Annotated in this window: 11 protein-coding genes; 6 read left to right on the top strand and 5 right to left on the bottom strand. The window is 71.6% G+C overall.

Annotated elements, in window-relative coordinates:
* The first annotated feature begins 127 nt into the window (after nt 1-127).
* From EAD98_RS15750 to trxA, 4 genes are all read left to right on the top strand, one after another.
* Nucleotides 128-445 (top strand): nuclear transport factor 2 family protein, encoded by a 318-nt coding sequence (locus EAD98_RS15750; protein WP_121654811.1) that lies wholly within the window; start codon nt 128-130, stop codon nt 443-445.
* Nucleotides 446-594: 149 nt separating this feature from the next.
* Nucleotides 595-1,797 carry a chitosanase gene (locus EAD98_RS15745; protein ID WP_121654810.1) on the top strand — a complete coding sequence of 401 codons (1,203 nt, stop codon included), beginning with the start codon at nt 595-597 and terminating at the stop codon, nt 1,795-1,797.
* Nucleotides 1,798-1,863: 66 nt separating this feature from the next.
* Complete coding sequence (locus tag EAD98_RS15740) at nt 1,864-2,256, top strand: MerR family transcriptional regulator (protein WP_121654809.1); 393 nt, start codon at nt 1,864-1,866, stop codon at nt 2,254-2,256.
* Nucleotides 2,226-2,573: a thioredoxin gene (gene trxA, locus EAD98_RS15735; RefSeq protein ID WP_121654808.1), complete on the top strand. Its 348-nt coding sequence runs from the start codon at nt 2,226-2,228 to the stop codon at nt 2,571-2,573. Before EAD98_RS15740 ends, trxA begins: the two co-directional genes overlap by 31 nt.
* Nucleotides 2,574-2,576: 3 nt before the next feature.
* Here trxA and EAD98_RS15730 read toward each other — a convergent pair whose 3' ends face one another.
* Nucleotides 2,577-3,128 carry a DUF5872 domain-containing protein gene (locus EAD98_RS15730; RefSeq protein WP_121654807.1) on the bottom strand — a complete coding sequence of 184 codons (552 nt, stop codon included), beginning with the start codon at nt 3,126-3,128 and terminating at the stop codon, nt 2,577-2,579.
* A 98-nt stretch (nt 3,129-3,226) separates the two neighbouring features.
* Here EAD98_RS15730 and EAD98_RS15725 point away from each other — a divergent pair, with 98 nt between their 5' ends.
* The gene (locus tag EAD98_RS15725) at nt 3,227-5,122 is read left to right on the top strand and encodes an ABC transporter ATP-binding protein (protein WP_121654835.1); all 1,896 of its coding nucleotides are present in this window, start codon (nt 3,227-3,229) and stop codon (nt 5,120-5,122) included.
* Nucleotides 5,123-5,183: 61 nt separating this feature from the next.
* Here the strand turns inward: EAD98_RS15725 and EAD98_RS15720 are convergent, their stop codons facing one another.
* The 3 genes from EAD98_RS15720 to EAD98_RS15710 form a co-directional block, all read right to left on the bottom strand.
* The gene (locus EAD98_RS15720) at nt 5,184-5,744 is read right to left on the bottom strand and encodes a PepSY domain-containing protein (RefSeq protein WP_121654834.1); all 561 of its coding nucleotides are present in this window, start codon (nt 5,742-5,744) and stop codon (nt 5,184-5,186) included.
* A 74-nt stretch (nt 5,745-5,818) separates the two neighbouring features.
* A complete protein-coding gene (locus tag EAD98_RS15715) occupies nt 5,819-7,153 on the bottom strand; it encodes a HAMP domain-containing sensor histidine kinase (RefSeq protein ID WP_121654806.1) in 1,335 nt (444 codons plus the stop codon).
* Nucleotides 7,150-7,845, bottom strand: a complete 696-nt coding sequence (locus EAD98_RS15710) for a response regulator transcription factor (RefSeq protein WP_121654805.1) — start codon at nt 7,843-7,845, stop codon at nt 7,150-7,152. The genes EAD98_RS15715 and EAD98_RS15710 overlap by 4 nt, the downstream gene beginning before the upstream one ends.
* Before the next feature lie 102 nt (nt 7,846-7,947).
* Here EAD98_RS15710 and EAD98_RS15705 point away from each other — a divergent pair, with 102 nt between their 5' ends.
* Nucleotides 7,948-8,412: a septum formation initiator gene (locus EAD98_RS15705; protein WP_121654804.1), complete on the top strand. Its 465-nt coding sequence runs from the start codon at nt 7,948-7,950 to the stop codon at nt 8,410-8,412.
* 162 nt (nt 8,413-8,574) lie between these two features.
* On the opposite strand, the gene EAD98_RS15700 is transcribed toward EAD98_RS15705, so the two are convergent.
* Nucleotides 8,575-12,501 (bottom strand): ThuA domain-containing protein, encoded by a 3,927-nt coding sequence (locus EAD98_RS15700; RefSeq protein WP_121654803.1) that lies wholly within the window; start codon nt 12,499-12,501, stop codon nt 8,575-8,577.
* Between the last annotated feature and the right edge of the window lie 103 nt (nt 12,502-12,604).

Raw genomic sequence — 12,604 nt, 5'->3', positions numbered from 1 at the left:
CAACTCGTTTGCCCGACAGCTCATTCCGCGATCGGGATCGGATGTGTTGGGTGCAACATGAGTTGCCAGACAAACGGTTGGCGCGGGTGGCCGGAGCGAGCGGCGACCTCTCCACAGCCGTGGAACGATCAACCCATGGGCGATCCGCGCCTTCGTCGACGCGACGAACCAGGGCGACCCGGAGGCCTTCGCCGCCTCGTTCACCGACGACGCCTACCTCAACGACTGGGGCCGCGAGTACCGGAGCCGGGACGGCGTGCGCGACTGGGACCGCACCGACAACATCGGCAAGCAGTCCCACTTCGAGATCGTCGGGATCGAGCAGGGCCCCGACCCCGACAGCTACGTCGCCACCCTCACGGTGACCGGCAACGGCCACAACGGCACCGGCCCGATGACCTTCCACCTGCGCGACGGTTTGATCGCGAGCCTGCGGATCAGCTGACGCGAAGGCCGTCCGTCGTTGACACTCGATCGACGCGCTGCTATTTGTTAAGAGAGTTTCCTGATGCTCGCGGCACCCTCGGGTCGATCGCGCCGCACGGGGGCCAACCGTCCCGCCGGCGGACCGCCGCCCTTCCCCCGAGGAGCAGCATGCTTCGCAAGAGGACCGCCGCCCACGTCGTGGGCGCGCTGCTGATCGGCACCGCCGCGCTCGGCTACGGCCTGCCGTCGGCCAGCGCGGCGGCCGCAGGCCCGATCACCGGCCTCGGCGGCAGATGCGTCGACGTTGCCGGGGCCAACCCGGCCAACGGCACCCCGGTCCAGCTCTACGACTGCAACGGCAGCGCGGCCCAGACGTGGACGGTCGGCAACGCCGACAGCTCGGTCCGGGCACTCGGCAAGTGCCTGGACGTGGCCGCCGCGTCGACCGCCAACGGCGCCAAGGTGCAGCTGTACGACTGCGACAACACCGCCGCTCAGAAATGGACGGCCAGCAACGGCGCCCTGGTCAACACGGGCTCGGGCAAGTGCCTCGACGTCACCGACCGGAGCACGGCGAACGGCGCCCGGTTGCAGATCTGGAGCTGCTCCGGCGGCACCAACCAGCGGTGGACCCTGCCCGGCGGCGGCACCCCGCCCCCCACCACCCCGGCCGGGCGCAACCTCGACGACCCGGCGAAGAAGGACGTCGCCATGCAGCTCGTCTCGGCGGCGGAGAACTCCTCGCTCGACTGGCGCGCGCAGTTCTCCTACATCGAGGACATCGGCGACGGGCGGGGCTACACCGCCGGCATCATCGGCTTCTGCTCCGGCACCGGCGACATGCTCGAACTGGTCGAGGCGTACACCCGCGCCAAGCCGGGCAACGTGCTGGCGTCGTACCTGCCGGCGCTACGCGCCGTCAACGGCACCCCCTCGCATGCCGGCCTCGACCCCAACTACCCCCGCGACTGGCGGGCCGCGGCCACCGACCCGGTGTTCCGGGCCGCGCAGGAGGCCGAGCGGGACCGGGTGTACTTCAACCCTTCGGTACGCGACGGCAAGACCGACCAGGTCCGGGCGCTCGGCCAGTTCGCGTACTACGACGCGGCGGTGATGCACGGGTACGAGGGCATGCGGGCGATCCGCAACCGCGCCCTGGCCCGCGCGAAGCCCCCGGCGCAGGGCGGCGACGAGCGCGCCTGGCTCCACGCCTTCCTCGACGAGCGGGTCATCGAGATGAGGAAGGAGGCGGCCCACTCGGACACGTCCCGCGTCGACACGGCCCAGCGGGTGTTCCTCAACAACGGCAACTTCGACCTGAACACGCCACTGGTGTTCGCCGTCTACGGGCAGCAGTTCCGCATCGGCTAGCCGCCCTTGCCTTGACGTCGGCGACAAGGTTTAGCGTGGTCGTGACGGGCGGGCACAGGGGGTCGGATGCTGATCGGTGAGCTGGCGGAGAGGGCCGGGACGAGCACCCGCGCCCTGCGCTACTACGAGGCGCACGGGCTGGTACGCCCGGAGCGCTCCGCCAACGGCTACCGCGTCTACGACGAGGCGGAGCTCCGGGTCGTACGGGAGATCCGGGCCCTTCTCGACGTCGGCTTCGGCCTCGACGACGTTCGTCCGTTCGTCGCCTGCCTCCGGGCCGGCAACACGTCCGGCGACGTCTGCCCGGACTCGGTCACCGTGCTGCGGCGCAAGCTCGCCGAGGTGGACGCCTATCTCGACCGGCTCGGCGCGGTACGCCAGCAGCTCCACACCCAGCTCACCCACGCCATCGCGCACCGGGAGGAACCATGCCCCAGGAAACGGCAGTCGGCTCGCTAGTCACCGTCACCGACGACACGTTCGCCGAGCTGGTGCTCGCCAGCGACCGGCCGGTGGTGGTCGACTTCTGGGCCGACTGGTGCCCTCCCTGCAAGGCGATCGAGAAGAGCCTGGTCGAGCTGGCCGGGGAGTTCGGCGACCGGATGGTCGTGGCGAAGCTCAACTCGGACGAGAACCCGGAGGCCACCCGGCGCTACGCCGTCATGTCCCTGCCGACGCTGCTGGTCTTCCGTCAGGGCGAGGTCGTCGGCTCGACCGTGGGGTCCAGGCCGAAGACCCACCTCCGGCAGATCCTGACCACACAGGCCGACCTGTAGCGGTCAGCGGCGGCTGAGCTCCGCCTCGAGTCGCTGGATGAGCGTCTTGCGGGCCTTGCCGCCGCGCTCGTTCCGCAGGGCGGACCGGAGCTGTCGCGTGTCGAGGCCACGGACCAGTTTGGCCGCCTCGGCGACGGACATCTCCGACATCCGTCCGGCCGTCGTGGCGTCCCGGCGGGCTCGGCTGGCCGGTCTCGTGTTGGCCACGAACTGCTTGCCGGTCCGCGACGCCTTCCGCTTCTTGGTGTCGGTGGCGCGCTTCTCGTCCTCCGACAGCTCCTCCCAGGCCTTCTTCGGCAGGTAGCGACTGGTGGTGTCGCCGTGCCGGGCCCGGGTGTCGCCCTCTCTGGTCTGCCAGTCCTCCGCGCCCCACCGTTGCAGGGACTTCTGCCGCTCGTCCTTGGGACCCAGGAATCCGCCGCCCCGTCTCTTGTACTCCTGGGTGACCAGTTGCGACTTCCGCGCCGACCACTGCCCCGGCCTGCCGCCCTTGTCGGAAGCCTTGATCTCTTCCTTGATCTGCTCTCTGAGTTCGGGCTTCGTGTACCGCGCCATGAACGGCAGCTACCCGGGACCGCACGGCCTATGCCTCCCGCGCGGCGGCTTGACCTCAACCTCACGCGAGGTTCTAGCCTGCTTCGCGGAGGTACGGCATGAGCATGGAAGTTACCGCGTGGACGTCCCTGCACCACGCGATGAACGCGCAGGACGAACGACCACTGTCCCGGGCGACCCTGAAGCGCATCGCGCGGTTCGCACGACCACACCGGCCCCTGATCATCAAGTTCCTGTTGTTGAGCGTGGTGACGGCGGTCCTCACGGTCGCGGCGCCGGTGCTCGCCGGTCGGGTCGTGGACGCGATCGTCGACGGCGCCGACAGCGGCGTCGTGATCCGGTTGGCGGTGCTGATCGCCGTGATCGCCCTGGCCGAAGCCGGTCTGGGGCTGTTGACGCGGTTCCTGTCCGCCAGCATCGGCGAGGGACTGATCGTCCAGCTGCGGACCGCCGTCTTCGACCACGTCCAGCGCATGCCCGTGGCGTTCTTCACCCGGACCCGCACCGGTGCGTTGGTGAGCCGCTTGAACAACGATGTGATCGGCGCGCAGCGGGCCTTCAGCGACACCCTGTCGGGTGTGGTCGGCAACGCGGTCACACTGGCCCTGACGCTGGCGGTGATGCTCAGCTTCTCGTGGCAGATCACGCTGCTGGCGCTCGTACTGCTGCCCATCTTCGTGCTTCCGGCCCGGCGGATGGGTTCGCGGCTGGCCCGGTTGCAGCGCGAGGCGGCCGAACACAACGCGGCCATGAGCACCCGGATGACCGAGCGTTTCTCGGCACCCGGCGCGACACTGGTCAAGCTCTACGGACGTCCGGCCGAGGAGTCGGCCGAGTTCGCGGCGCGGGCGCGCCGTGTACGCGACATCGGCATTCGCACCGCCATGCTCCAGTGGGTCTTCATCACCGCGCTCACCGTCGTCGGCTCGCTGGCGCTGGCCCTGGTCTACGGGCTGGGCGGTCTCTACGCCCTGCGGGGCAGCCTCGACGCCGGCACCGTGGTCGCGCTCGCGCTGCTGCTGTCGCGCCTCTACGCGCCGTTGACGTCGCTGGCCAGCGCCCGGGTCGAGGTGATGAGCGCGCTGGTGAGCTTCGAGCGGGTGTTCGAGATCCTCGACCTCAAGCCGCTGATCCTCGACAGGTCCGATGCCCGGCCGCTCCCGGACGGACCGGTCGCGGTGGAGTTCGACGCCGTACGGTTCGGCTACCCGTCGGCCGACAAGGTGTCGCTCGCGTCCCTTGAGGATGTGGCGAAGCTCGATACGCGCGGCGGCGAGGAGGTGCTGCACGGCGTGTCGTTCCGCGCCGAGGCGGGGCAGATGGTCGCCCTCGTCGGTTCGTCCGGGGCGGGCAAGTCGACGATCGCCCAACTCCTGCCGCGCCTGTACGACGTCGAGGGTGGCGCGGTGAAGCTCGCCGACGTCGACGTACGCGACCTGTCGGCCGAGTCGATCCGAGCGGCGCTCGGCGTGGTGACCCAGGACGGGCACCTGTTCCACGAGAGCATCCGCGCCAACCTGGTGTTCGCCCGGCCGGATGCGACCGAGAACGAGATGTGGGACGTGCTGCGACGGGCTCGGCTCGACACCCTGATCCGCTCACTTCCGGACGGGCTCGACACCGTCGTCGGTGAACGGGGGTACCGCCTGTCGGGCGGGGAACGGCAACGCCTCACCATCGCGCGACTGCTGCTGGCCCGTCCCCGTGTGGTCATCCTGGACGAGGCCACGGCGCACCTGGACTCCACGTCGGAAGCCGCCGTGCAGGACGCCCTCGCCGAGGCCCTGACCGGCCGGACCAGCGTGGTCATCGCGCACCGGCTGTCCACCATCCGTGCGGCCGACCAGATCCTCGTCGTCGAGGACGGACGCATCGTCGAACGCGGGCGACACAGCGAGCTGCTCGCCGCGGGTGGCCGGTACCAGGATCTGTACCGCACCCAGTTCGACCAGGACGGGCCGCCGGTCCAGGAGGAGCGCGTCGCGGCCGTCTGAGCGGTGCGCTCGTACCGCCGCCCGCCACGGTGAGCCCGTGGTGGGCGGCGGCAACCCGGCGTCAGTCGTCGTCGCCGGACTTGTCGTCGTCGTCATCGTCCTGGTCGTCGTCGTCATCGTCATCGTCCTGGTCGTCGTCGTCGCCGTCGTCGTCGGCCGGCTCCTGCTCGGCCTTGAGCACCGTGCCGTTGTCCCGGTCGACGTCCACCTCGTGCTCGGTGTCGCCCGCGACGATCTCGACGCTCCAGACCGGTCGGCCGTGCTCCTGCTCGGCCTCCACCTCGGTGATCTGACCGCCGCCGGCCCTGGCGAGCGCGATCTCGCCGGCACGCTGCTGGTCCACGGCGCCGCTGGGGCTGCCGCTCGACGGCGTGCCGCTGGAGGGCGTACCGCTCGACGGTGCGCCGCTCGACGGCGTACCGCTGATCACCGGCGCGGGGCTGGTACCCCGGGTGGCGCTGTCGTCCGGTGCGTCGGTGGCCGTCGGGTCGACGGTCGCGGCGGCGAGTGCCGTGCCGGTGGCCCGCGGGTCGCCGGCGGCGCTGACGCCGACGGCGACGCCGGCCACGGCCAGCACCGCCGCTCCGCCGACCGATGCCAGGAGCAGAGAGCTGCGCTTCATCGTGATGTCCACCTTTCCTCGGTTGTCGACTTCGAGGATCGGCTGGATCGGGATAGCGCCGCGCTGTCCGGACGCTAAGGCCGGGTTAAGCCGTCTCCGGCGGACCTGGACGCGCCGTCCGCCGCGGGTCGCCCCGCCGTCGACGGCCCGAGCCGGAGCAGCACCTGCGCCCCGCCTGCCGGACCGGTACGCAGTTCCAGCCGGCCGCCGCCGGCCTGCGCGGCGCGTCGGGCGATGTCCAGGCCGAGGCCGGTCGACCCGGCCGGGCTGGCACCCCGCCGGACCGCCCCGGCCGGCATCCCCGGGCCCTCGTCGGTGACGGTGAGCAGCACCTCGCCCTCGTCCCGGGCCAGCCGGACGGCGAAGGGCGTGCCGTCGGGGGTGTGCGCGAAGACGTTGCCCAGCAGGGCGTCCACGGCCGCCGTCAGGTCGTCGGCGGGCACACCGACGGGAAGCGGGCCGGGCGCCAGGTCCAGGGTGACGGTCCGGCCGGTGTCCTCGGCCAGCACCGACCAGAACGCGACCCGGTCGCCGACGATCGTCGCGGCGTCCGAGCCGACCGTTTCCGTGGCCGGTGACCGGCGCCAGCGGGCCTGCCGGATCAGCCCGGTGACCGCCCGTTCCAGTCCGTCAGCGGCGGCCGTGATCCGGGCCGCGTCGTCCGGGTCGCGCAGCGACTCCGCCTCCAGCCGCAGCGCCGTCAACGGCGTACGCAGCCGGTGCGAGAGGTCGGCGACCTGCTCCCGCTCCTGGAGCAGGAGCACCTGGATCCGGCCGGCCAGGTGGTTGAGCGCTCCCGCCACCTCACGTAGCTCCGCCGGGCCGGCCGGCACGACCCGGGCGTCCAGCTCGGCGTTCGCCAGCCGGTGCGAGACGGCGGACAGGTCGCTGATCGGCCGGACCAGGGTGCGTGCCAGCCGGTCGGCGACCACCAGCCCGATCACCACCAGGACCACTCCGAGCAGGGCCAGCACCAGCCACGCCCGGGTCACCCCGGCGGTCAGCTCGTGCCGCGGCACGACGGTCCGGATGACCGCGGTGCCGTCCGCCCGGCCCTGCACCGCGATCACCACCTCGCGCCCGGCCGCCGACTCCCCGGTGAGGCTCTGCCCCCGCGCCGCCAGGGCCACCGCGGGCGTACGGGGAGTCTGGGCGCCGAGCACCGTGCCGTCCGGCAGGAAGACACTCACCGGCCGTCCGGCCTCCGCGGCGAGTTGCTCGACGGTGAGCCGGATGGTGGCCGCGTCGGCGGTGCCGACCACCGGCACCAGACTCTGCGCGTCGGCGGTGGCCCGGACGGTGGCCCGGTCCTCGGCGACCGTGCGGACCAGCAGCGCCAGCGGCACCAGGAACGCGATGAGGGTGAGCACGCTGACCGCGGCGACCAGCAGCGCGAGTCGTGCCCTCACGGCTGCACCGCCGGCGCTTCGAGACGCACCCCGACACCACGCACGGTGTGCAGGTAGCGAGGCTGCTGGGCGGACTCCCCCAACTTGCGACGCAACCAGGACAGGTGCACGTCGACGGTCTTGTCGGCGCCGCCGTACGGGATCTGCCAGACCTCGGTGAGCAGCTCACGTTTCGTGACCACCTGACCGGGTCGACCGGCGAGGTGATGCAGCAGGTCGAACTCGCGGGGCGTCAGCTCGACCGCCACCCCGTCCAGGGTGACCTGCCGCGCCCGGGGATCGACGCGTAGCCCACCGACGACCAGCGCGGAATCCTGCACGTCGGCACCGGCGGGACCCCGCCGCAGCACCGCCCGGGCGCGGGCGTCGAGCTGCGCCGCGGTGAACGGCTTGATCACGTAGTCGTCGGCGCCCGCGTCGAGCACCCGTACGATCTCGGCCTCGTCGTCGCGGGCGGTGGCCACGATGACCGGCACCGTGCTGACCGCCCGCAGCATCCGCAGCAGCTCGCGCCCGTCCAGGTCGGGCAGGCCCAGGTCGAGCACGACGAGGTCGGGCCGGTCCTCCAGCGCGTCGCGGAGCCCGGCCATCGCGGTCGAGGCCGCGGCCACCGCGTGGCCGCGTTCCCGCAGGGCACGGATCAGCGGGGTACGGATGGTCAGGTCGTCCTCGATGAGCAGCAGGCGGGCCACAGCTGGCAGGCTAACCGCTGCCGCTGCCAGCGAGGCGGACGTTAACCATGCCTTAGCGTCCCGATGTGCCGACGACAAGGACGGATCGGGGATAGTCAGAGGATGGGCCGTCGTTCGATCCTCGTCGCCGCCGGATGGGTGGCCACCGCCGCCGTGGCAACCCTGATCGGGTTGGGCGCGATCCGGCTGGTGGGCGAGAGCCTCACCGGCACACCGGGCGGGGTGCGCAGCGCGGCCGAGATCGAACGGGCGCTCGCCTCGCCGGAGCCGGTGCCCACCGGCACGACGGGCGCGGGCTCGGTCGGGCCGGGCACGACGAGCCCCGCGCCAGGCGCCAGCTCCGGGGTCCGCCGGGGGTTCGCCACCGACGGCGGCACGGCGGTGGCCGAGTGCGGTGCCGACGGCGTACGCCTGGTCTCCTGGGCGCCCGCGCAGGGCTACCGGGTCCGGGACGTGGACCGGGGTCCGGACGACGACGTCGAGGTCACGTTCCAGGGATCGGCCCGGGAGTACGAGTTGAAGGTGCGCTGCATCGGCTCGGAGCCGGTGGCCGTCGACGACGACTAGGGCGTTGGGCGTTCGCGGTCCGCGGCCCTGCCGATGGCGACCATGCGCAGGGTCTCCTCTCGACGGCGCACGAGCAGCGCTCCGGCCAGGAACGTCACCGGTGGGACGAGGACCAGCCGTGGCCGGCACGGAGGTCCGTGCCGGCCACGTCCCGGTGGTGGTTCAGCTGGTGTACGCCTCCACCTCCCAGAGCGAGTGGCCGTATCCGGTGCCCCGGGCCGTCCCGTAGATCCGCAGGTAGCGGCCGTTGGCGCCGAGCGCGGTGTGCTCGTCCACGCCGCCGTCGGCCCCGGTCACCGTCTTCATGGTGGTCCAGGTGGTGCCGTCGTTCGAGGTCTGGATCTGGTACGCGCTGCTGTACGCCGCCTCCCAGTTCAGCTTCACCCGACCGATCGCCGTCGGGCTGCCGAGGTCGACCCGGATCCACTGCGGATCGGAGAACGCGCTCGACCAGCGGGTGGTGAGGCTGCCGTCCACCGCCTGGGCGCCGGCCACGTCGGCCCCCTCGTTGCTCGACGTCGTCGCCGGCTTGTTCAACAGCAGGTTGCCGCCGGTCGGGTTCCCGGTGCCGCCGTACACCTCGAACTCGAACAGCGAGTAGCCCCAGGCGGTCCCCCTCGTGGTGCCGAGCAGCCGGACGTACTGGCCGGAGCCGCTGAGCCCGGTCAGGTCGTCCACCCCACCGTCGCCACCGGTCACCGTACGGATCGTGGTGAAGTTGACCCCGTCCGGCGAGGTCTGGATCTGGTATCCACTGCCGTACGCCGCCTCCCAGGTCAGCTTGACCCGGTTGATGCTGTGGCTCGCGCCCAGGTCCACGTCGATCCACTGCGGATCGCTGAACGAGCTGCCCCAGCGGGTGCCGAGCGCACCGTCGAACGCGTTGGCCGCGACGAAGGCGCCCTCGAAGCTGGACGCGCGGGCCGGCTTGCCCCGGGCCAGGTTGGCGCCCGGGTCCGGGTCCGGGTCGGGCCCGGGCCCGCCGGGGCTGGAGAGCGTGAACTCGTCAATGTCGAAGTACGGGCCGGTGCCCTTGAAGACCAGGAACAGCGTTCGGGTGCCGGTCGGCGCGGTGACCCCGCCGGTGACCGTGGCGAAATTGGCGTACCCGCCGGTGGGCACCACTGTGGCCGAACCGACAAGCGGCCCGGTGGGCGAGTCGACGCGCAACTCCAAAGTGCCACCGCCGCCGGCCGGTGCGCCGACCCGGGCGCTGAACGACCGGACGCCGGTCAGGTTGTAGGGGCGGAACGAGATCCAGTCGTTGTTGTCGACGTAGCCGACCGCCGCGCCGCCGTGCCCGGCCGCCCCGGAGACGATCTGCACGCCGGACGAGTCACCGAAGTGCTCGGCCTGGCGTACCCGTGGTTGCAGGACCGCCTGGGTGTGCGTGGTCAGCGGCGGCTGGCCACCCCCACCCAGGTCGGTGTACTCGGCGTCGATGATGCCGAAGATGTTCGCCGCGGTGTCGTGCTCGCCGTCGGCCGAGGTCTGGATGACCCCGGTGCAGCCCTGCACGCTGCCGAGCTGGTGGCCGTGCGAGTCGTGCCCGAGGACGTAGTTCACCTTCACCCGGGCACAGTTGATCGCACCGTCCTGGGCGTCGGTGACGGTGACGGAGAACGGCACGGCGTCCCCGAAATTGAAGGTCTGCCCGTTCAACGGGGTGGTCACGGTGACCACCGGGGCGCTGTTGCCGACCGTGACGACCACGCTCGCGGTGGCCGTCTTGCCGGTGGTGTCCCGGACCGTCAACGTCGGGCTGCGGGTCCCGTTGGTGGTGTACGTGAAGCTCGGGTTCGCCGCGGTCGAGTCGGTGGTGCCGTTGTTGTCGAAGTCCCAGGCGTAGGTGAACGGGTCGCCGTCCGGGTCGAGGGTTCCGGCCGACGAGAACGCCACGGTCAGCGGCGCGGTGCCGCTGGTCGGGGTGGCGGAAACCACCGCGACGGGCGCTCTGCCCTCGCGGGCGTACTCGATGCGGTACAGCGCCGAGTTGGCATCGCCGTTGAACCAGCCGGTGCCGTAGTCGAGCACGTAGAGCGCGCCGTCCGGGCCGAACTCCATGTCCATGACCTGCGTGCCCGTCCACGGGAACGGATTGATCTTCAGCGGTTGGCCGGCCGGGTCGAGCTTGATGTTCTTGATCCAGCGGCGGCCGAACTCACCGGCGAAGTAGGTCCCGTCGTAGTACGCCGGGAACGCCACCGGGGAGGTGTTGTTCGGGTCGTACCGGTAGACCGGGCCACCCATCGGGGACAGGCCGCCGCCGGTGAACTCCGGCGGCGAGCCGGAACCGCCGTACGGCAGCCATGCCGGCACGGCCGGCGGCAGCTGGGTGATGCCGGTGTTGTTGGGCGAGTTGTTCACCGGCCCGCCCGCACAGTTGAACTTCGGCCCGGACGGGCCGGACGGGAAGGTGTAGTCGTTGTACGCGTCGTTGCGCGCGGTGCAGTACGGCCAGCCGTAGAAGCCGGGCCGGTCGATCCGGGCGAACTCGACGTTGCCCGCCGGCCCGCGGTTCGGGTCGGCGGTGCCCGCGTCGGGACCGTAGTCGCCGAGGTAGACGATGCCGGTGGCCTTGTCCACGCTCATCCGGAACGGGTTGCGGAAGCCCATCGCGTAGATCTCCGGGCGGGTCCGCGCGGTGCCCGGGGCGAACATGTTGCCGGCCGGGACGGTGTACCCGCCGGCCGCGCTCGGCTTGATCCGGAGCACCTTGCCGCGCAGGTCGTTGCTGTTCGCCGAGGTGCGCTGCGCGTCGAAGGCCGGGTTCCGCCCGGCCCGCTCGTCGATCGGGCTGAACCCGGCCGAGTCGAACGGGTTGGTGTCGTCGCCGGTGGACAGGTACAGGTTGCCGGCCGCGTCGAAGTCCATGTCACCGCCGACGTGGCAGCACATGCCCCGGCTCGTCGGCACGTTCAGGATCAGCGTCTCGCTGGCCAGGTTGAGGGTGTTGTCCGCGTTCACCGTGAACCGGGCCAGTCGGTTGACGCCGTCCCAGCGGGCGAAGTCGGCCGGGGTGCCGGTGGCCGGTGCCCCGCCTCCGGGAGTGTCCAGTGGTGGCGCGTAGTACGCGTACACCCAGCGGTTGGTGGCGAAGTTCGGGTCGGCCTTGATGCCCTGCAGGCCTTCCTCGTCCCCGGTGTAGACCGGCAGCGTGCCGGCGACCTTGGTGTTGCCGGCCGCGTCGGTGTGCCGGATCACGCCGTTGCGTGAGGTGTGCAGCACGCCCCGGTCGGGCAGGACGGTGAGGCTCATCGGCTCGCCGGTCTCGGCCGCGCCCTTGGCCAGCTCCACCTGCTGGAAGTTGCTGGTGACCGTCGGGCCGCAGTCCGCGTCGACCGCGCCGGCCACGGTCATGATGCCGCCGAGCAGGTGCTGGCGGAAGTTCGCGTCGGTGTACGAGGCGTCGGTGTGGCCGAGGCCGGTGTACCAGGACCGGCCGCCGGAGTAGTTCTGGCACCAGGAGATCGGGTGGTCGTACCCCATGCTCCCGCCGGTGTAGGTGCTCTCGTCCAGGGTGGCCAGCACGTGCACGTTCCCCCGCGGGTTGGCGCGGTAGTTGTACCACTCGTCCAGCCGACTCCACCGCTGCGGCAGCGTCGCGGTGGACGGGTGCACCTGGTCGGCGACCTTCATGGTGGCGGTCTGGTCGGCCGGGTGCGAGGCGAAGTACGCCCCGACGAGCCCGCCGTACCAGGGCCATTCGTACTCGGTGTCGGAGGCGGCGTGCACGCCCACGTATCCGCCACCGCCCTGGATGTAGCGCTCGAACGCGGCCTGCTGGGCGGCGTTGAGCACGTCGCCGGTGGTGGACAGCCAGATCACCGCGGCGAACCGGTCCAGGTTGGCGTCGGTGAACTGGGCCGCGTCCTCGGTGGTTTCGACGGTGAACCCGTTGGCGACGCCGAGCTGCTGGATGGCGGTGACGCCCGGGGTGATGGAGCCGTGCCGGAATCCGGCGGTCTTGGTGAACACCAGCACGGTGAACGGTGCGGCGCTGGCCACGGGTGGCACGGCGACAATGCCGCCCACGACGAGGATCGCGCTCAGCACGGCGCCGAGCCACGATCTCAGGGATCTGCGCACGGTAGGTCCTTTCGCGGTGCGGGGGACGGCGTGCGCCGATCACGCCTGGTGGTGGGCAGGGTGGTGTCGAGCCTGGTGGCGGTCGCCCGGCAGGCCGTTCGCC

This window comes from Micromonospora sp. CV4, from assembly GCF_003667455.1.
In the GTDB taxonomy this organism is placed as follows: domain Bacteria; phylum Actinomycetota; class Actinomycetes; order Mycobacteriales; family Micromonosporaceae; genus Micromonospora.
The sequence above is the reverse complement of the archived record's forward strand: the minus strand, read 5'-3'. Positions and strand labels throughout refer to the sequence as shown.